Source organism: Formosa sediminum, assembly GCF_007197735.1.
Classification (GTDB): Bacteria; Bacteroidota; Bacteroidia; order Flavobacteriales; family Flavobacteriaceae; genus Formosa; species Formosa sediminum.
Genome location: NZ_CP041637.1, coordinates 1 through 21179, shown reverse-complemented (window position 1 = coordinate 21179; position 21179 = coordinate 1). Strand labels below are relative to the sequence as shown.

Genomic DNA, 21179 nt, shown 5'->3' with positions numbered 1-21179 from the left:
AGTTAAAAAATCCCAAATTGCTATTTTAAAACAAAAAATACAATCTCCATACAGGCTATGTTTTTTGTTTTAAAATAGGATTTTATAGGGTATTGCTATAAAACTTGGGTAAGATGTTGTATGATTTTCTTGGCATGAACTCTGGAATTTTCTATAAACCATTTGTGAGTTTCCATACCGCCACAAATAACTCCTGCTAGAAATAAACCTTCAATATTAGTTTCCATAGTTTCGTCATTATAATCCGGAATAAACTTACCATCTTCAGAAAACGTAATTCCGGCATCTTCTAATAATTTAATATTAGGCTGATAACCAGTAAGAGCAAGGACGTAATCATTTTTAATAGTAAGTTTCCCTTCAGGCGTATTTACAATAACAGCTTTATCTTTAATTTGTTCTATTTCAGATTTAAAATGTACGGCTATCGATCCTTCTGAGATTCTATTTATAATGTCAGGTTTTACCCAATATTTAACTCGCTCTCCAATCGCATCGCCTCTTATTACCATAGTAACATTTCCGCCTTTGCGGTAAATTTCTAAAGCGGCATCTACAGAGGAATTACTGGCTCCAACAACAACAACATTTTGCATACTATAAGGATGTGCTTCCTTATAGTAATGTGATACCTTAGGTAAATCTTCACCAGGAACATTTAAAGATATTGGGATATCGTAAAAACCTGTAGCTAATATGACCTTTTTAGAGGTGTAGTTTTCTTTATTAGTCTGTATATTAAAGACGTTGCCGTCTTTTACAATTGAATTTGCTTCTTCATATAAGTTGATGTCTAACTGGTTTGAGCTAGCTACACGTCTATAATATTCTAAAGCTTCGTTTCTATTAGGTTTAGGATTATTACTTATAAAAGGGATACCATCAATTTCTAATTTCTCTGAAGTAGAGAAGAAGGTCATGTTTAATGGATAATTATAAATGGAATTGGTTAGAGAACCTTTCTCTATAACAAGATAATTAAGGTTGGTCTCTTTGCAAGCTTTTGCACAAGCGATACCTATAGGACCCGCACCAATAATAATAACGTCTTTTTTTATATTCAAAACAATATGTGTTTAATAATTGTGAGACTTAATTAAAATAAATAAGCAGTCTTTTTATGTTTAAAAATACTATAACTAACTTATTTAACCATGATATTCTCTTACTAATCTATTATATATAGAGTAGTAGGAAAATTTAAAACCTTACATAGTTCTAACTCCCGACTGTTTTTATAGAGTTTTAATTTGTTTTATGATAGAAGCACTAATTTAATGTTGTTGTAAACAAGCACTTTTAGTGTTTAGTTTATGCATAATAATTTAAGTTGCAAGCTAAACATGAATATAACCTATTGGTAATAATGTATTTACAAATTATTTCAAAAAACTTTAAAAAAAGGTTAGGATAAAAGAAATAAAAGGTGGTATATTTGCACCCGCTTAGCGACGCAACTATGGTAGTTTAGTTAAGCAAAAAATTCATTAACAGGCTATTGCAATCGAATTTAAATTATTTTAAAAAAGATTAAATAAAGCATTGTTATTAGAAATAAAGGTTGTAGGTTTGCAGCCGCTAAAAACGGCAACGTTTTTAGAAAAGAAAGTTCTTTACAGTGTGTTTTTATTGGGTTTAAAAAGTTTCGGAAACGGGCTTAAAAAAAACTTCAAAAAAACATTGTGAGATTAAAAAAAGGGTTTTATATTTGCACCCGCTTAACAAGGAAACGCGTTAAGAAATAAAGAGAAATAAGTTCATTAACATATTGAATTGACAGCGTAGATGTTAACTGGAAACGGTTAATGTCACAAAAAAGAATAAACCATTTTGAGTACCAAAATTTAATTCCATTAGTTGTTAAACGTAATAGTGGAAACACTTAAAAATTTAACGATGAAGAGTTTGATCCTGGCTCAGGATGAACGCTAGCGGCAGGCCTAACACATGCAAGTCGAGGGGTAACATTGTGCTTGCACAGATGACGACCGGCGCACGGGTGCGTAACGCGTATGCAATCTACCTTTTACAGGGGGATAGCCCAGAGAAATTTGGATTAATACCTCATAGTATATGGTTGTGGCATCACAATTATATTAAAGATTTATCGGTAAAAGATGAGCATGCGTTCTATTAGTTAGTTGGTAAGGTAACGGCTTACCAAGACCGCGATAGATAGGGGTCCTGAGAGGGAGATCCCCCACACTGGTACTGAGACACGGACCAGACTCCTACGGGAGGCAGCAGTGAGGAATATTGGACAATGGGCGAGAGCCTGATCCAGCCATGCCGCGTGCAGGAAGACTGCCCTATGGGTTGTAAACTGCTTTTATACAGGAAGAAACACTCCCTCGTGAGGGAGCTTGACGGTACTGTAAGAATAAGGATCGGCTAACTCCGTGCCAGCAGCCGCGGTAATACGGAGGATCCAAGCGTTATCCGGAATCATTGGGTTTAAAGGGTCCGTAGGTGGATGATTAAGTCAGAGGTGAAATCTTGCAGCTCAACTGTAAAATTGCCTTTGATACTGGTTATCTTGAGTTATTATGAAGTAGTTAGAATATGTAGTGTAGCGGTGAAATGCATAGATATTACATAGAATACCAATTGCGAAGGCAGATTACTAATAATATACTGACACTGATGGACGAAAGCGTGGGTAGCGAACAGGATTAGATACCCTGGTAGTCCACGCCGTAAACGATGGTTACTAGCTGTTCGGTCGCAAGACTGAGTGGCTAAGCGAAAGTGATAAGTAACCCACCTGGGGAGTACGTTCGCAAGAATGAAACTCAAAGGAATTGACGGGGGCCCGCACAAGCGGTGGAGCATGTGGTTTAATTCGATGATACGCGAGGAACCTTACCAGGGCTTAAATGTAGATTGACAGGACTAGAGATAGTTTTTTCTTCGGACAATTTACAAGGTGCTGCATGGTTGTCGTCAGCTCGTGCCGTGAGGTGTCAGGTTAAGTCCTATAACGAGCGCAACCCCTGTTGTTAGTTGCCAGCGAGTGATGTCGGGAACTCTAACAAGACTGCCAGTGCAAACTGTGAGGAAGGTGGGGATGACGTCAAATCATCACGGCCCTTACGTCCTGGGCTACACACGTGCTACAATGGTAGGGACAGAGAGCAGCCACACCGCGAGGTGGAGCGAATCTATAAACCCTATCACAGTTCGGATCGGAGTCTGCAACTCGACTCCGTGAAGCTGGAATCGCTAGTAATCGCATATCAGCCATGATGCGGTGAATACGTTCCCGGGCCTTGTACACACCGCCCGTCAAGCCATGGAAGTTGGAAGTGCCTGAAGTCCGTCACCGCAAGGAGCGGCCTAGGGTAAAGTCGATAACTAGGGCTAAGTCGTAACAAGGTAGCCGTACCGGAAGGTGCGGCTGGAACACCTCCTTTCTAGAGAAAGACGACTATTGGAAGATAGTAAAGGTTTTGCAAAAGGAATGATTTATTCTTAGCTGTTAATTTAAAGAAATACTTATTATAGTTAGAGTCTCATAGCTCAGCTGGTTAGAGCGCTACACTGATAATGTAGAGGTCGGCAGTTCGAGTCTGCCTGAGACTACTAAATATAATGAGAAAAGGAAATTTTAGAAGTTGGGTATTAGTTGTTAGTTCATTGTTAATCGTTGTTAGATACAATGAGGATCTAGGGACTAAAAACAAACAACTAAGAACTCAAAACTAAATTTGGGGGATTAGCTCAGCTGGCTAGAGCGCCTGCCTTGCACGCAGGAGGTCATCGGTTCGACTCCGATATTCTCCACAACGGCATAAGATTCAAGCTAATTTAATTAGTAAGAACAGCCACACGTTCATTGACATATTGAAAAAGATACATAAAAATACATTAAGATATTAGCTTATGTAGTATTGCACATACTATATAGGTTAAATTTTAAACAATAATAATTCGTTTTTAGTTAAAGTTTACGAGCTTTTAACTAAAAACAAACTCATTAAAAAAGCAAAAAGTACAATAAGCTAAATAAGGGCGTATGGGGAATGCCTAGGCTCTCAGAGGCGATGAAGGACGTGATAAGCTGCGAAAAGTTGCGGGGATTGGCACATACAATGTGATCCGCAAATATCCGAATGGGGCAACCCACTATATTGAAGATATAGTATCCTTAGGGAGGCAAACCCGGAGAACTGAAACATCTAAGTACCCGGAGGAGAAGAAAACAAAAGTGATTCCGTAAGTAGTGGCGAGCGAACGCGGATTAGCCCAAACCAGTGTTGTTACGGCAACATTGGGGTTGTAGGACCACATTATTCAGACCATGATGAATTAGAACACTTTGGAAAGAGTGACCATAGAGGGTGATAGTCCCGTATAGGTAAAGATTGGCGCGATAGTGGTATCCTGAGTAGTGCGGGGCACGTGAAACCCTGTGTGAATTTGGCGGGACCATCCGTTAAGGCTAAATACTCCTGAGAGACCGATAGTGAACTAGTACCGTGAGGGAAAGGTGAAAAGAACCCTGAATAAGGGAGTGAAATAGATCCTGAAACCATACGCTTACAAGCGGTCGGAGCCCATTAGGGTGACGGCGTGCCTTTTGCATAATGAGCCTACGAGTTACCGTTGCTAGCAAGGTTAAGTGATTAAGTCACGGATCCGTAGCGAAAGCGAGTCTGAATAGGGCGCTTTAGTTAGTAGTGGTAGACGCGAAACCGTGTGATCTACCCATGGGCAGGTTGAAGCTGTAGTAACATACAGTGGAGGACCGAACCGGTTGACGTTGAAAAGTCTTCGGATGACCTGTGGGTAGGGGTGAAAGGCCAATCAAACTCGGAAATAGCTCGTACTCCCCGAAATGCATTTAGGTGCAGCGTTGCAATATAGTTTTATAGAGGTAGAGCTACTGATTGGATGCGGGGGCTTCACCGCCTACCAATTCCTGACAAACTCCGAATGCTATAAAATGTTCTGCAGCAGTGAGGGCATGGGTGCTAAGGTCCATGTCCGAGAGGGAAAGAACCCAGACCATCAGCTAAGGTCCCCAAATATATGTTAAGTTGAAAAAACGCGGTTGAACTGCTTTGACAGCTAGGATGTTGGCTTGGAAGCAGCCATTCATTTAAAGAGTGCGTAACAGCTCACTAGTCGAGCGGTTCGGCATGGATAATAATCGGGCATAAACATATTACCGAAGCTATGGACAAGCAATTGTGGTAGGGGAGCATTCTATTTGTGTTGAAGGTGTACTGCGAGGTATGCTGGAACGGATAGAAAAGAAAATGTAGGCATAAGTAACGATAATGCGGGCGAGAAACCCGCACTCCGAAAGACTAAGGTTTCCTCAGCTATGCTAATCAGCTGAGGGTTAGTCGGGACCTAACGCGAACCCGAAAGGGGTAGTGGATGGACAACAGGTTAATATTCCTGTACCTGCTCTCAATAAAAGTGACGGAGGCGTATATTTGGTGCGTACTGACGGAATAGTACGTTGAAGGATGTGGTAACACTCCGATAGTACACTGCGACTACGGTCAAGGTGATAATCCAGAGAAGCGACTTCCAAGAAAAGCGAGAGAAGCAGCCCGTACCCTAAACCGACACAGGTAGTTGGGATGAGAATTCTAAGGAGCTCGAGAGATTCATGGTTAAGGAACTAGGCAAAATAGACCCGTAACTTCGGGAGAAGGGTCGCCCATCTTCGGATGGGCCGCAGTGAAAAGGTCCAGGCGACTGTTTATCAAAAACACAGGGCTATGCTAAATTGAAAGATGACGTATATGGCCTGACACCTGCCCGGTGCTGGAAGGTTAAGTGGTGGGCTTAGCAGTAATGCGAAGGTCTAAAATGAAGCCCCAGTAAACGGCGGCCGTAACTATAACGGTCCTAAGGTAGCGAAATTCCTTGTCGGGTAAGTTCCGACCTGCACGAATGGTGCAACGATCTGGACACTGTCTCAACCATGAGCTCGGTGAAATTGTAGTATCGGTGAAGATGCCGATTACCCGCAGTGGGACGAAAAGACCCCGTGCACCTTTACTATAGCTTAGTATTGGTTTTGGATAAGTAATGTGTAGGATAGGTGGGAGACTTTGAAGCGGCATCGCTAGGTGTTGTGGAGTCATTGTTGAAATACCACCCTTTGCTTATCTAGAGTCTAACCTTCTTCAGAAGGGACAGTGCTTGGTGGGTAGTTTGACTGGGGTGGTCGCCTCCAAAAGAGTAACGGAGGCTTCTAAAGGTTCCCTCAGCACGCTTGGTAACCGTGCGTAGAGTGCAATGGCATAAGGGAGCTTGACTGAGAGACCTACAAGTCGATCAGGTACGAAAGTAGAGCATAGTGATCCGGTGGTTCCGCATGGAAGGGCCATCGCTCAAAGGATAAAAGGTACGCCGGGGATAACAGGCTGATCTCCCCCAAGAGCTCATATCGACGGGGGGGTTTGGCACCTCGATGTCGGCTCGTCACATCCTGGGGCTGGAGAAGGTCCCAAGGGTTGGGCTGTTCGCCCATTAAAGTGGCACGCGAGCTGGGTTCAGAACGTCGTGAGACAGTTCGGTCTCTATCTACTGTGGGCGTTAGAAATTTGAGTGGATCTGACTCTAGTACGAGAGGACCGAGTTGGACCAACCTCTGGTGTATCTGTTGTTCCGCCAGGAGCATTGCAGAGTAGCTACGTTGGGAAGGGATAAGCGCTGAAAGCATATAAGCGCGAAACCCACCACAAGATGAGATTTCTTTAAAGGGTCGTGGGAGATGACCACGTTGATAGGCTATAGGTGTAAAGACAGTAATGTCATAGCCGAGTAGTACTAATAACCCATAGGCTTATTGTACGCCTGTTTTTTTAGACGAGTACAAGAATTATTATTAGAGTATATATGTATATAACCTCCGGGTATTTTTCAATATGTTAAGATATTTGCGCTAGGAGCGCGGTTGATAGTTGTTAGTTCATGGTTATTAGTTGGAAAAAGATCCAACAACCAAAAACTACAAACCAACAACCAACAATTTAAGGTGATTATTGCGATGGGGCTCACCTCTTACCATTCCGAACAGAGAAGTTAAGCCCATTAGCGCCAATGGTACTGCATTTGTGGGAGAGTAGGTCGTCGCCTTTTTTAAACTAATCCTGAACAATATTTTGTTCAGGATTTTTTTTTGTTTATAATCTAACCTTACTACTTCATAGTAATATAATGTTACATAAAAAAAGCCCAACATACATATGTTAGGCTTTGTCGTAGTTTGAGTTAGTGGTATATCTATTTTTTATGATTAAACATACTGTCCATAATCTTCATTAGTCCTTTATAGGCAAAGAATATCGCACATATACATACGATACCGCCTAAGATTAAAATGGGGATGAATAATGGCTTTTCTCTATTAGTAAGAGCAATATGAAGAAGCGTAGGACCAAGAAACATACAAGCTAAGGAAATGCCCATTTTCTTTAAACCAACTACAAGAATTTCTTTTTCTGTTTTATTTGTTTCCATTACTAAAAGCACTAATAGCTGTTCTAACATTTTTATGTTCTACTAGAAGCTGTTCGGCTTCTTGATAGTTGACTTTTAATTCTGACATAATCATTTTAATACCACGGTCTACAAGCTTTTCATTGCTTAATTGCATGTCTACCATTTTATTATCTTTAACTTTTCCTAATTGAATCATAGTTGCAGTAGAAATCATGTTTAATACTAACTTCTGTGCAGTACCTGCTTTCATTCTAGAGCTCCCTGTTAAGAATTCTGGCCCTACAATAACTTCAATCGGAAATTGTGCTGTTAATGAAAGCGGACTGTTTTCATTGCATGTAATACATCCTGTAACAATTTGGTTAGCATTACAAGTTTTTAATGCAGAAATGACATAAGGAGTCGTTCCTGAAGCAGCTATACCTATAACCACGTCTTTTGAGGTTACATTATGCTCTAACAAATCTTTCCAACCTTGCGTTTTTGAATCTTCTGCAAATTCTACAGCATCGCGTATGGCTTTATCACCACCTGCAATTAATCCAATAACTACATTAGAGTCTACTCCAAAAGTAGGTGGACATTCTGATGCATCTACAACTCCTAATCTACCGCTTGTACCTGCCCCTATATAAAATAAGCGCCCACCTAATTTAAGTTTAGAAACGGTTTGATGAATAAGCATTTCTATTTGTGGTAAGGCTTTTTCTATAGCAAAAGGAACTGTTTTATCTTCATTATTAATATTAATTAATAAATCAGAAATACTCATTTTTTCTAAATTATTATATTTAGAATTTGCTTCTGTAGTCTTAATAAAATTCATGCCGCAAATATAAAAATTAAAAAAAAATGAATGCTATGTAAATATTAATTATAACAAAAAAGGCTCCATATTTGGAACCTTTTTTATAAATGTATTTATTTGTATGTTAAATCATTACTATGATAATGTACTTAAAATAGTATTTAACGTAGTACTAGGTCTCATTGCTTTAGTCGTTAAATCTGTACTAGGTAAATAGTAGCCCTTAATATCAACAGATTTACCTTGAATTGAATTTAATTCTTCAACTATTTTTTCTTCATTTTTAGCTAATGTTTTAGCAACTTCTGTGAACGTAGACTTAAGACTTTCGTCTTTAGTTTGTGCAGCTAGTGCTTCAGCCCAATAAAGTGCTAAATAAAAGTGACTTCCACGGTTATCTAATTCATTAACTTTTCGTGATGGAGATTTTCCGTTATCTAATAATTTTCCAGTAGCCTCATCTAAAGTCTCAGCTAATACTAAAGCTTTATTATTTTTAGTAGTTTCAGACATATGTTCAAGAGATACTGCTAATGCTAAAAACTCACCTAAAGAATCCCAACGTAAGTGGTTTTCTTCTAAAAGTTGCTGAACGTGTTTAGGAGCAGAACCTCCAGCACCAGTTTCAAATAATCCACCTCCATTCATTAATGGTACAATAGATAACATTTTTGCACTTGTTCCTAATTCTAAAATCGGGAATAAATCTGTTAGATAGTCACGTAAAACATTTCCTGTAACAGATATGGTATCTTCACCTTTTTTAATGCGTGCAAGTGTAAAATGAGTAGCTTCTTCTGGTGAAAGTACTCTAATATCTAATCCAGATGTATCATGATTAGGTAAATATTTTTCTACTTTTTTAATTAATTCTGCATCATGAGCTCTGTTTTTATCTAACCAAAATACTGTAGGTGTATTGGTTGCTCTTGCTCTACTTACTGCTAATTTTATCCAGTCTTGAATTGGAGCGTCTTTAACTTGGCACATTCTCCATATATCTCCAGCTTCTACAGTATGTTCTATTAATACATTATCTTCTGCATCAATTACGCGTACAACACCGTCTGTTGCAATCTCGAATGTTTTATCATGAGACCCATATTCTTCAGCTTTTTGTGCCATAAGTCCTACGTTAGGAACCGTTCCCATTGTAGTAGGATCGAAAGCACCATGTTCTTTACAGAAATCTATGGTTGCTTGGTAAATACTTGCATAACTACTATCAGGAATAATTGCTTTAGTATCTTGTTGTGTTCCTGAAGCATTCCACATCTGTCCTGAAGTACGTATCATTGCAGGCATAGAGGCATCTATAATAATATCACTAGGAACGTGTAAATTGGTTATTCCTTTATCAGAGTCTACCATAGCTAATGCTGGTCCGTTTTGGAAAGCTTCATCGATATCTGCAAGGATTTCAGCGCGTTTATCTTCAGGTAAAACTTGAATAGTACTTAATAAATTACCGAAACCATTATTTACATCTACTCCAATACTTTCAAGAGTTTCTCCGTGTTTAGCAAATACATCTTTAAAAAATACACGTACAGCATGACCAAAAATGATAGGGTCTGACACCTTCATCATTGTTGCCTTCATGTGTAAAGACATTAGTACATCTTGATCTTTAGCATCTTTAATTTGAGTTTCTAAAAATGAAATTAAAGCTTTTTTACTCATTACTGTACCATCAATAATTTCACCTTCTAAAAGTGATAATTTATCTTTTAATACAGTTGAATTTCCTTTGGTATCTTCAAATTCAATGCTAATAGAAGTTGGTTTATTAAGAGTAACAGATTTTTCGTTGTGAGCAAAATCTCCTTCAGCCATAGTTGCAACGTGTGTTTTAGAGTCTGCACTCCATGCACCCATAGAATGTGGATTTTTTTTGGCGTAATTTTTAACTGCTTTTGGAGCTCTACGATCTGAATTCCCTTCACGTAATACTGGATTAACAGCACTACCTTTTATTTTATCGTATCTTGATTTTATTTCTTTTTCTGCATCTGTTTTAGGTTCGTCTGGATAATTTGGTAACTTATATCCTTGGCTTTGTAATTCTTTAATAGCAGCGTTAAGTTGTGGCACAGAAGCACTAATATTTGGTAGTTTAATAATATTAGCTTCAGGTTTTTTAGCCAATTCACCTAACTCTGTAAGAGCATCTGGTAACTGTTGTTCTTCAGTTAAGAAGTCTGAAAAGTTAGCAATAATCCTACCAGCTAGAGAGATATCTCTAGTTTCTACATTAATTCCAGAAGGATTTAAAAATGCTTGAACAATTGGTAAGAAAGAATAAGTAGCTAAAGCCGGTGCTTCATCTGTTTTGGTGTAAATAATACGTGAGCTGTATGCCATTTTAACTTGTTTTATAGTAATTTTTTTTTGTCGAAAAAATGAATGATATTTTCGTGGATTGCAAATATACAAAAAAGCTAATGTTTAATTATAATGAATTAAAATTAGAACACGCTTTTAGTTATTTTAAATGTATTAACTTCTTGTTTTTGTTAGAAATAAATTACAAATTTAGGATTTATACTGTGTTTATATAATTTATTATTTATTAAACTTTAAGACCGTTTATCTTCTAGTTTTAAAGCAAAACAAAAGCCATATCAAGATAGTTAAACTATACTGACATGGCTTTCTCTGAAATAGTATTTTTAATGTATCAGTCTATGAGCTGATGACGTTCAGAATTAAATCTTACTAGTTTTCATAAAAAAATTCACTATTTCAAAATTGAAACATTTAACGTTCAAAATGTATTTACTAGTTACTAAATGTTTCTCTTTTAATTTGTTATTGATTCATCTATCAATACATATTTAAGTATTGATTAAAAACATCATACTTTTAATAAAGTAAATCTGACTAGCAATACTTTTTATTAAAAATGTTTCATGATAATTATATCAAAAGATCAATCAACAATTTAAAAGAACTTTAAAACTCTATATAAGCTTTTAAAGGTCTTATAAAGATAAGAAATATTATTAGTTTTTTATGGTTTTTAACATTTTAATTATCAACAACTTATAAACCTATGTTATTAACATTTGTTCATAAAAAAAGTCCTAACATCATGTTAGGACTTTTATTTATTATAAGTAGAAAATTATTTGTTTCTTCTTTCTTTAATTCTTGCTTTTTTACCAGTAAGACCTCTAAAGTAGAAAATACGAGCTCTACGAACTTTACCTTTTTTATTGATTTCAATTTTTTGTAAAGCTGGCATATTTACAGGGAATATACGCTCTACACCAACTGTACCAGACATTTTTCTGATAGTAAATGTTTCAGATGCACCAGTACCTCTTTTTTGAATAACAACTCCTCTAAAAAACTGAGTACGTACTTTTTCACCTTCTCTAATTTCATAGTACACAGTAATTGTGTCTCCAGCCCCAAATTCTGGGAATTCTTTTTTTGTTACAAATTCGTCTTGTACAAATTTTATTAAAGATTCCATATCTTTATTATTTAATTATAGTTAATTCAAAGCAACATACACGATTTTCGCCAGAGGTTGGTTAGAAATTGGGTGCAAAAATAATGATTTTTTTTGTATAAACAACACTTAATTGTTAAAAATGTTTTACTCTTCTAATAGATCTGGTCTGCGTGCTTTGGTACGCTCAAAAGCTTGATCTTCACGCCATTTCTCTATTTTTGGAAAATTTCCGCTAAAGAGAATTTCAGGAACTTTTAAACCTTTATACTCTCTAGGTCGGGTGTAAATAGGTGGTGCCAATAGGTTGTCTTGGAAAGAATCTGTTAAAGCAGAAGTCTCATTACCTAAAACTCCAGGAATTAATCTAATTATAGCATCGCATAATACGGCTGCTCCTAATTCACCTCCAGATAATACATAGTCACCTATAGATATTTCTTTTGTGATAAATAAATCGCGTACACGTTGGTCTACACCTTTATAATGGCCACAAAGAATAATTATATTTTCTTTTAACGATAATGTGTTTGCGAGTCCTTGTTTTAAAGTTTCTCCATCGGGAGTCATATATATTACTTCGTCGTAATGGCGTTCAGATTTTAATTTAGTGATGCATTTATCAATGGGTTCAATAAGCATAACCATTCCAGCGCCACCTCCAAATTGGTAATCGTCTATAGTTTTATAGTTATCTGTTGTATAATCTCTTAAATTATGAAAATGAACTTCAACTAAATTAGCTTCAATAGCTCGTTTTAAGATAGATGCTTCAAACGGACTTTTAAGTAATTCTGGTAAAACTGTAATGATATCTATGCGCATGGCTTCAATTTAAATCAGGTGCAAAGATGCGAAGAATGGATTTAAAAACCGAAGATATTTATCTCTCAAATGTAAATAACAAAAAAGTCCATACTTAGTTGTACGGACTTTTATATTTTAATGTTTATCGTTTTTTAAACGTTTCCTTTTTGTTTGTTAAGTTCGTCTTGTAATTGTCTGCGAACTTTCTGTTCACGTTCTAAAGCCGTTTTTCGGTGTTCATCAAACTCTTCTTCAATTTCTGCAAGCATACGTTTAGCATCTCTGGTAACCGAATTACTATTTTTAAATTTATAGATAAAGAAAAGTAAACAAATTAATAGCCCGCCAATTATAGACCAAATAATAGTATTATAAGTGGTTTTACTTAATTGCATCCCTAAAAACTCCATACTATCCTTCTCTTTATTAGTAAGATCAAGGGTGTTTTGAGTTTCGTTTAATTTAGATTTTAATGTAGCAATTTCGTTTGCTTGTTGATTTACTACAATTTGAGTTTCATCTAAATCTTTTCTAATAGCCTGTAAAGAGTCTAAAGTGTGAGATTTTAATGTTTGTAACCATGCTTTTTTAACAACTTTATAATTCTGATAGTTATTTGATTTTTGAATGATATATTCAAATTGATTATCTAATGTACCTTCATTTAAAGATAGATTAGAATCTGAGTCTGATTCAGAATTAGTTTGTGCTGATAAAGTGATGGTAAGCAAACACATAAATAAAGTGCTTGCAATGGTTTTTACTACATTCATTATAGAAGTCTTATTTTAGAATTTTTTTTGGATGTCACGAATTTAAAAAATAATGTTTATGTACAGTCTTTAAATTTGTAAAAAAAGCTTATTAGAGCAAGGTTTAATATATACGGTAAAACGGTATAAAAAGTTGATTATTATTGATATTAGTTCATCAAACAAATCTTAATTTTTATAACTGTCTGAATATTATGGATATATTGTTAATTAAATAATTAAAAGTTTTTTTAAACTATTTTTTTAATTAGGAATACTTGTAAAGGAAAACTGCTTAATTAATGTAAAGTTTATTGGTCTTATAAAGAGGATTGAAATAGAATTAAGATCTCGTTTTATACTTTATGGATAAATTAAACCCTCTAGAATGTACTAGAGGGTTTTGTTTAAATGTATAAAGGGATAAAACTTTTATCTAAAATTATAACGTTCTTTTTCTCCTCTATTATTTATTAATTCAATTTGTAAAGGCTCATAAGGCGATTTATTTTTAAGTATATTTTGTACATCGTCTATTGAATTTACTTTTTGAGTATTTATAGCTGTAATAATAGTACCTTCGCTTATACCATTTTGTTTCCAATACTGTGCATATTCGTCATTAAGTCTAATGATTTTTACACCATTTTCTAAATTGAATTTTTTAAGATCTTCCTTTTCTGTATTTTTTATTACACCTACTAAAGGCATAGTAAATGTTTGATTTCTAATTAATTTAACAGATATTTCTTTTAAATCGCCATCTCTTAATACCGTAACATTTACAACATCATCTGGACGTTTTGTATTTAAATGGCCTCTTAAATTAGCAAATTTGGTTATTTTAACTTGATCTACTTTCTTAATAATATCTCCTTTTTTAATACCTGCAACTTCCGCTCCAGAACCTTCTTCTACACTATCTACATAGAAGCCTTCTGTATCTGTAATATTTAATTTTTCTGCAAATGCATTATTTAAAGCAACGCCATTAACTCCCAAAATTCCATTTTGAACATTACCATATTCCATAATATCTTCAATTACTTTTCTAGCGATATTACTTGGTACAGCAAAAGAATATCCAATGTACGATCCTGTTTGCGAAGATATGGCAGTATTTATTCCTATTAAATCTCCATTAGCATTTACTAAAGCACCACCAGAATTTCCAGGGTTTACAGCTGCATCAGTTTGTATAAACGATTGGTAACTGTCTCCTGTTAAATCTCTAGATTTTGCACTAATTATACCTGCGGTTACCGTAGAGGTTAAATTAAAAGGATTCCCAACCGCAAGCACCCATTCTCCAAGTTTAACCTGGTCGCTATCACCAAAAGCTGTATATGGCAAATCTTCTTCTGTGTCAATTTTTAACAATGCAATATCTGTTTTGTCATCGCTTCCAATAATTTTAGCACTATATTCTCTATTGTCATTTAATGTAACCGTAAGTTCTTGAGAGTTATTAATGACATGATTATTGGTAATAATATAACCGTCTGGTGAAATAATTACTCCAGAACCTGTACCAACCTGTGGTCTTGCCGAACTTCTTCCTAAAAATAAATCTTGATAGGTCATTCTCCCCGATACAATAGAAGTGTTTTTAACATGCACCACACTATGAACCGTGTTTTCTGCGGCAGTTGTAAAATCAGGAGCGTTATTTATTAAATTTGCATTTGTAATATTAGCTGTAGGTATAAAACTACTTGGTCTAGATTCTGTTTTTGTAATCACCAAAGCATCATCTTTTTCCAAAAACATGGTGTATGCGCCAAGTGTTAATATACCACCAAGAGCAGAAGCAACGACTAGGGTTAATATTTTTTTCATGTTTAGTGTATTTAGGTTATTAATAATAAAGATTAAAATTAATTCTTTATCGCGTAATATAGGAGGTCTTTAACGCTATTTAACTAACTATTAAAGAGATTTTAACACTCCAAATAATAGTTAAATATTCCTATATTTGTCATCAATTATGACACATACTTTTTATAAATACCAAGGAACAGGGAATGATTTTGTGATGATAGATAATCGACAAAATACATTCAATAAACAAGATACAGCACTTATTAATCGCTTATGTGATAGACGGTTTGGAATTGGAGCAGATGGATTAATTTTATTAGAAAATCATCCAGATGTCGATTTTAAAATGGTGTATTATAATGCAGATGGCAACGAGAGTACTATGTGCGGAAATGGCGGACGCTGTTTGTCTCAGTTTGCAAAAGATTTAAAAGTGATTGATAAAAAAGCGTCATTTGAAGCTATAGATGGCATGCACCATGTTGTTTTTGATGGAGATTTAATACAATTGCAAATGCAAGATGTTCCAACAGTAGAGGACCATGGAACATATGTGTTTTTAAATACAGGATCTCCTCATCATGTACAGTTTGAAGATCACATAGAGTCTTTTGATATTAAAGCACTTGGAAGCACAATTAGATATGGTGCTCCTTATTATAAAGAGGGGACAAATGTAAATTTTGTTAAGAAAATTTCTAGTGATGCTTTTGAAGTTAGAACCTACGAAAGAGGTGTAGAAGACGAAACCCTATCTTGTGGTACAGGTGTAACTGCCGTAGCAATTGCTATGAATTATTTAGGAGAAACACCAGAAAACACAGTGCATTTAAAAGTTAAAGGCGGAGAATTAAAAGTTTCTTTTACTAAAACAGAACAAGGGTATACTAATGTTTGGCTAATAGGTCCGGCTAAACAAGTGTTTAAAGGTGAAATAGAATGGTAACCTTAAAAGGAGAACATGTATATTTACGTGCTTTAGAGCCCGAAGATTTAGATTTTATTCATGAAGTAGAAAATGATGAATCTATTTGGGAACTTAGCAATACACAAACGCCTTATTCTAGATTTTTAATTAAACAATATTTAGACCATTCACATCTAGATATTTATGAAGCTAAACAATTGCGTTTAGTGATATCTGATTATAATCATAACACAATTGGTTTAATAGATATCTTTGATTTTGAATTTAAAAACAGAAAAGCAGGAATAGGTATTTTAATAACTAATGAAGCTAAACGCTCTAAAGGGCTAGGTAGTGAAGCCTTATCGCTTTTAATAAATTATTGTTTTACCCAACTTCAATTACATCAAGTATATTGTAATATATCAGAAGATAATATTGCTAGTATTAAATTGTTTACCAAACAAGGATTCCAAAAAATAGGATTAAAAAAAGACTGGAATTTTGTTAATGGCGCATATAAAAATGAATTTCTTTTACAATTAATTAATAACTAATGTATATAAAAAAAATTATTGTAGCCATAGTTCTTCTAGGGCTTGTAGTGGCTGCTTTTTTTGCAAATTATGTTTATTCGGCAATGTTTAAACCTAATACTGCTTTTAATAATGATACAGCTTATGTTTATATTCCTACAGGTGCAACTTATCAAGATGTACGTGAACAATTAAAACCACTTTTAAAAGATCTAGGTACATTTGATGCTTTAGCAGAACGTAAACAATATACTACACATATTAAAGCTGGAAAATTTAGTCTTACTAAAGGAATGAATAATAACGATATTATTAACTCAATACGTATTAAAAACATTCCAGTGCAAGTTGCATTTAATAATCAAGAGAGTATAGCAAAACTTGCTAGTCGTATTTCTGTGCAAATCGAAGCAGATAGTTTGTCTTTAATAAAAGCCATGACTGATACTTTATTTTTAACAACCAATAACTTTTCCAAAACAACTATGTTGGGAATGTATATTCCTAATAGTTATGAGTTTTTCTGGAATACATCTGGAGAAGAATTTAGAGATCGTATGTTAAAAGAATATCACAGATTCTGGAATGCTAAAAGAATTGAAAAGGCTAAAGCTATTGGCTTAACTCCAAATGAAGTTATTACTTTGGCTTCAATAGTACATGAAGAATCCAAAGCAGCCGATGAGCAACCACGTATTGCAGGTGTATACCTAAACAGACTAAAAGTGGGAATGCCATTGCAAGCAGATCCTACTTTAAAATTTGCAGCATATCAATTACCTGAATATAAAGATACGGTTATAAAGCGTGTTTTAAACAAGCATAAGCTTATAGAATCTCCATACAATACATATTTATATGTAGGTTTACCTCCAGGACCAATAGCTATGGCAGATCTTACAGCTATAGAAGCTGTGTTAAACGCAGAAAATCATGGGTATTATTATTTTGCAGCCGATCCAGATCGTATAGGCTATCACCGATTTGCTAAAAATTTAAGTCAGCATAATGCCAATGCTAGAGCTTACCAAAACTATCTAAACCGTCAAGGAATCACACAATAATGTGCTAATCTAGAATTTTAACAATAATTTATGTAATATTTTACTTACGAGTAAAGGGTATGAAAATAGGCTCTGATCTCGGTTAAAATATACATTTTTAGGTAAATAGAGGGGGTGAAAAACTGTTAAATGATTAATTTTCAGATTAATAAAATTTGTTGTACATTTGCCGACTGAAATTTTCAAGTAAGGAGTATTTATTACTTGAAGAAATTAAATGGTATGATAAAAAATATTGGAAGTTATTTATTCGTAATTCTTGCAATATGTTCTTTGGCTTTTTATTCGTTTTCATCAAAAGAAACTTTTAAAGTTGGGGACAGTTATTTAACAGAAGGCTTAGCCTTAAATTACAACATGGTTAATGATAGTGTTAGCCATAACAATGCAAAAGCATTAAAAACAGATATTGCAAGTTCATTTTCGCCATCATTAGGAAAAACGTATGTTGGCTTTAAAGAAGCTTTAGGTTTTAAAGAATCTAGAGGTAATTATTTTACAGTTAATACACTAGGGTATTTAGGGAAATACCAATTTGGTAAAGAAACTTTAAAAATTATTGGAATTCATAATCCGGTACAGTTTCTTAAAAATCCTGAATTACAGGAAAAAGCATTTTTAGCAAATGCAGAACGTAACAAATGGATTTTACGTCGAGACATTAAAAAATATGTCGGTAAAAAAATAAATGGCGTTGTAATTACCGAATCCGGTATACTTGCTGCGGCACATTTATCTGGTCCAGGAAACGTAAAGAAATACTTAAGAAGTCATGGTTCTACAAGTTTTTCTGATGCTTATGGTACTACAATTGAGTATTATATGAAGAAATTTTCTGGTTACGATACATCTTTCGTAAAACCAAACAAGAAAGCTAAAGTTGTTAAAGCTTAAGTTTTAATACCTTTTGTGAATAATAAATATTGAAGGCCTCTTGTGGAGGTCTTCAGTGTTTTTAGTCCATTCTGAAGCTGTTTTGGTTTTAATAAACTCTGTAGGTAGTGTAATATCGCACGCTACACAAACCATAGTGTTTTTGCTTAAAATATTAGAGATGTCTTCAAGCATTTTATTATTGCGATAGGGCGTTTCAATAAAAATTTGTGACTGATTATGCTCAAAAGATAAACGTTCTAAACGTTTCAATTCTTGTTTTCTTTCGTTTTTATCTATCGGTAAATACCCATTAAACGAAAATCCTTGTCCATTCATTCCAGAGCTCATAAGAGCAAGTAGGATAGAAGATGGTCCAACTAATGGTATGACTTGTATGTTTTGCTCATGTGCAATTTTTACAATATCAGATCCAGGATCTGCTACACTAGGGCAGCCTGCTTCAGAGAGTAATCCAACATTTGTTCCTTTTAAACACGGCTCTAAAAAACTAGGCATATCGCTAGGTTCTGTAAACTTGTTTAAATGAAACATTTTTAAAGTAGCTTGTTTTGTGTTTGGAGAAATACGTTTGATGAAGCGTCGTGCTGTTTTTTCGTTCTCAACAATAAAAACAGACGTAGTTTCAATGGTGTTTTTTACAGATATGGGCAATACTTCTAAAGGATCATTGTCGCCTAAAGTAGTTGGAATAAGATAAAGTTTTCCTAAAGAAGATGTCATACAGGTAAAAAGTTAATTTGATTTAAAATACCGTTTTTTAAATCTTGTTATTGTAATTTACTTGCAATAATATCGCAAGCTTCGTCTAACATTTTATAAACGTTTTCGAAACCATGAGTACCACCGTGATAAGGATCTGGCACATCGTAATCTTGGTTAGGATACACTTCGTTTAAAATCATTTTTACTTTCGATTTATCTTTTTCATTACGAGCCAAGTGTAAAATATCTCTATAATTAGCTCGGTCCATAGCGTAAATAATATCAAAATCGTCAAAATCTTTTACAGTAAACTGTCTACCCATTAAATTAGAAATATTAATTCCATAATTATTCCCTACAGTTATTGATCGGTTATCTGGATGAGATCCAATATGATAACTGGAGGTTCCGGCAGAATCTACAATAAAATCGTCATAAGGTAACTTAGAGCGTAAAATACCTTCTGCCAATGGAGATCGGCAAATATTCCCAAGGCAAACCATAAGTATTTTAGTCATTGTAAAAAGGTTTTAAACAGAAAGTTTTTTTGTAATATCTTCTACATATTTTTTGAATTGCTTGTCTGTAGTCGATAAATTATCTACAGTTTTACAAGCGTGAAGTACTGTAGCATGATCACGTTTACCAATTTGAGAACCAATACTAGCTAAAGATGCTTTGGTGTATTTTTTAGCAAAAAACATAGCGAGCTGTCTGGCTTGTACAATATGTCGTTTTCTAGTTTTAGATTGTAGGGTGTCTACGTTCATCTGAAAATAATCTGAGACTACTTTTTGGATGTAATCTATAGAAACTTCACGCTTAGTGTTTTTAACAAATTTTTCAACAATTTGTTTGGCAAGGTCTAAGGTGATTTCTTTTTTATTAAAAGACGATTGTGCAATTAAAGAAATAATGGCACCTTCTAGTTCTCTAACATTGGTTTTAATGTTTTTGGCAACATATTCCACTATATCATCAGGCATATCTACACCATCTCGATATAATTTGTTTTTTAAAATAGATACGCGTGTTTCAAAATCTGGACTTTGCAATTCTGCAGAAAGCCCCCATTTAAAACGAGATAATAAACGTTGTTCGATATCTTGCATGTCTACAGGTGCTTTATCACTTGTTAAAATAACTTGCTTGCCATTTTGGTGTAAGTGATTAAATATGTGGAAAAACACATCCTGAGTTCCTGTCTTACCAGATAAAAATTGAACATCGTCAATAATTAATACATCTATTATTTGATAGAAATGAATAAAGTCATTTCTGTTATTCTTTTTAACAGAATCTATATACTGTTGCGTGAACTTTTCAGCAGAAATATATAAAACCGTTTTTTCTGGATACTTGTCTTTAATTTCAACTCCAATAGCGTGTGCAATGTGAGTTTTTCCAAGTCCTACTCCTCCAAAGATTAGTAAAGGATTAAAAGAAGTTCCTCCTGGTTTTGCAGAAACAGCTAAACCAGCGCTTCTAGCCAAACGGTTAGAATCTCCTTCTAAAAAATTTTCAAAACTATAATTTGGATTAAGTTGAGATTCTATTTTAACATTTCTAATTCCAGGAATAATAAACGGATTACGTAATTCTGGATTTTTATTATTAAGTGGTATATCTACATCTTGAGCTTTTACAGCAGATCTACTTGAACTAGGAATACGTTCTGTAAAAGGCTGTTTATTGCCATAGGTGTTTTCCATCTTAATAATGTAAACTAACTTAGCTTTTTCGCCTAACTCTTTTGTTAAGGCTACTTTTAAAATCTTAACATAGTGCTCTTCCAGCCACTCGTAGAAAAATTTACTAGGAACTTGTATGCTTAAAGCATTGTCCGTTAACTTAACTGCGGCAATAGGTTCAAACCATGTTTTATATGCTTGCGGTTGGATATTATCTTTTATGAATTCGAGACAGTTATTCCATACCGATTGCGCAGTTACACTCAT

Annotated in this window: 15 protein-coding genes, 2 tRNA genes and 3 rRNA genes; 9 read left to right on the top strand and 11 right to left on the bottom strand. The window is 34.7% G+C overall.

What is annotated here, in order from left to right; all coding sequences use genetic code 11:
• Positions 1-95: 95 nt before the first annotated feature.
• Positions 96-1064 (bottom strand): YpdA family putative bacillithiol disulfide reductase, encoded by a 969-nt coding sequence (locus FNB79_RS00100; protein ID WP_143379365.1) that lies wholly within the window; start codon positions 1062-1064, stop codon positions 96-98.
• A gap of 829 nt (positions 1065-1893) precedes the next feature.
• On the opposite strand from FNB79_RS00100, the gene FNB79_RS00095 reads away from it, so the two are divergent.
• From FNB79_RS00095 to rrf, 5 genes are all read left to right on the top strand, one after another.
• A 16S ribosomal RNA gene (locus FNB79_RS00095) occupies positions 1894-3413 on the top strand.
• Between the two features lie 95 nt (positions 3414-3508).
• A tRNA-Ile gene (locus tag FNB79_RS00090) sits at positions 3509-3582 on the top strand.
• A 127-nt stretch (positions 3583-3709) separates the two neighbouring features.
• Positions 3710-3783, top strand: a tRNA-Ala gene (locus FNB79_RS00085).
• A gap of 211 nt (positions 3784-3994) precedes the next feature.
• A 23S ribosomal RNA gene (locus FNB79_RS00080) occupies positions 3995-6816 on the top strand.
• A gap of 180 nt (positions 6817-6996) precedes the next feature.
• Positions 6997-7104, top strand: a 5S ribosomal RNA gene (gene rrf / locus FNB79_RS00075).
• The 16S, 23S and 5S rRNA genes sit together here with 2 tRNA genes alongside, the layout of an rRNA operon.
• Before the next feature lie 144 nt (positions 7105-7248).
• On the opposite strand, the gene FNB79_RS00070 is transcribed toward rrf, so the two are convergent.
• The 7 genes from FNB79_RS00070 to FNB79_RS00040 all read right to left on the bottom strand — a co-directional run bounded on the left by FNB79_RS00070 (position 7249) and on the right by FNB79_RS00040 (position 15133).
• Positions 7249-7485, bottom strand: coding sequence for a DUF6095 family protein (locus FNB79_RS00070; protein WP_143379364.1), 237 nt, complete (start codon positions 7483-7485; stop codon positions 7249-7251).
• Entirely contained in the window at positions 7472-8293 is an 822-nt protein-coding gene (murQ, locus tag FNB79_RS00065) for an N-acetylmuramic acid 6-phosphate etherase (protein ID WP_143379363.1), read from the bottom strand. Before murQ ends, FNB79_RS00070 begins: the two co-directional genes overlap by 14 nt.
• Positions 8294-8410: 117 nt before the next feature.
• Positions 8411-10639 carry an NADP-dependent isocitrate dehydrogenase gene (locus FNB79_RS00060; RefSeq protein WP_143379362.1) on the bottom strand — a complete coding sequence of 743 codons (2229 nt, stop codon included), beginning with the start codon at positions 10637-10639 and terminating at the stop codon, positions 8411-8413.
• Between the two features lie 763 nt (positions 10640-11402).
• Entirely contained in the window at positions 11403-11756 is a 354-nt protein-coding gene (rplS, locus tag FNB79_RS00055; protein WP_143379361.1) for a 50S ribosomal protein L19, read from the bottom strand.
• Positions 11757-11882: 126 nt separating this feature from the next.
• Positions 11883-12560, bottom strand: coding sequence for a tRNA (guanosine(37)-N1)-methyltransferase TrmD (trmD, locus tag FNB79_RS00050; protein ID WP_143379360.1), 678 nt, complete (start codon positions 12558-12560; stop codon positions 11883-11885).
• A gap of 134 nt (positions 12561-12694) precedes the next feature.
• Positions 12695-13315 carry a tRNA (guanine-N1)-methyltransferase gene (locus tag FNB79_RS00045; protein ID WP_143379359.1) on the bottom strand — a complete coding sequence of 207 codons (621 nt, stop codon included), beginning with the start codon at positions 13313-13315 and terminating at the stop codon, positions 12695-12697.
• Between the two features lie 411 nt (positions 13316-13726).
• Positions 13727-15133: a trypsin-like peptidase domain-containing protein gene (locus FNB79_RS00040; protein ID WP_143379358.1), complete on the bottom strand. Its 1407-nt coding sequence runs from the start codon at positions 15131-15133 to the stop codon at positions 13727-13729.
• A 148-nt stretch (positions 15134-15281) separates the two neighbouring features.
• Between FNB79_RS00040 and dapF the strand changes: the two genes are divergently transcribed.
• The 4 genes from dapF (at position 15282) to FNB79_RS00020 (ending at position 18516) form a co-directional block, all read left to right on the top strand.
• A complete protein-coding gene (dapF, locus tag FNB79_RS00035; RefSeq protein ID WP_143379357.1) occupies positions 15282-16061 on the top strand; it encodes a diaminopimelate epimerase in 780 nt (259 codons plus the stop codon).
• On the top strand, positions 16055-16579 hold the full coding sequence (locus tag FNB79_RS00030) for a GNAT family N-acetyltransferase (RefSeq protein ID WP_143379356.1): 525 nt from the start codon (positions 16055-16057) through the stop codon (positions 16577-16579). Before dapF ends, FNB79_RS00030 begins: the two co-directional genes overlap by 7 nt.
• A complete protein-coding gene (gene mltG, locus FNB79_RS00025; protein ID WP_143379355.1) occupies positions 16579-17622 on the top strand; it encodes an endolytic transglycosylase MltG in 1044 nt (347 codons plus the stop codon). Before FNB79_RS00030 ends, mltG begins: the two co-directional genes overlap by 1 nt.
• Positions 17623-17844: 222 nt before the next feature.
• Entirely contained in the window at positions 17845-18516 is a 672-nt protein-coding gene (locus FNB79_RS00020; RefSeq protein WP_143379354.1) for a peptidoglycan-binding protein LysM, read from the top strand.
• Between the two features lie 3 nt (positions 18517-18519).
• Here FNB79_RS00020 and FNB79_RS00015 read toward each other — a convergent pair whose 3' ends face one another.
• The 3 genes from FNB79_RS00015 to dnaA are packed head-to-tail and all read right to left on the bottom strand — an operon-like array spanning position 18520 to position 21179.
• The gene (locus FNB79_RS00015; protein ID WP_143379353.1) at positions 18520-19239 is read right to left on the bottom strand and encodes an SAM-dependent methyltransferase; all 720 of its coding nucleotides are present in this window, start codon (positions 19237-19239) and stop codon (positions 18520-18522) included.
• Positions 19240-19286: 47 nt separating this feature from the next.
• On the bottom strand, positions 19287-19739 hold the full coding sequence (locus FNB79_RS00010) for a low molecular weight protein-tyrosine-phosphatase (protein WP_246073302.1): 453 nt from the start codon (positions 19737-19739) through the stop codon (positions 19287-19289).
• A gap of 12 nt (positions 19740-19751) precedes the next feature.
• A complete protein-coding gene (gene dnaA / locus FNB79_RS00005) occupies positions 19752-21179 on the bottom strand; it encodes a chromosomal replication initiator protein DnaA (protein WP_143379352.1) in 1428 nt (475 codons plus the stop codon).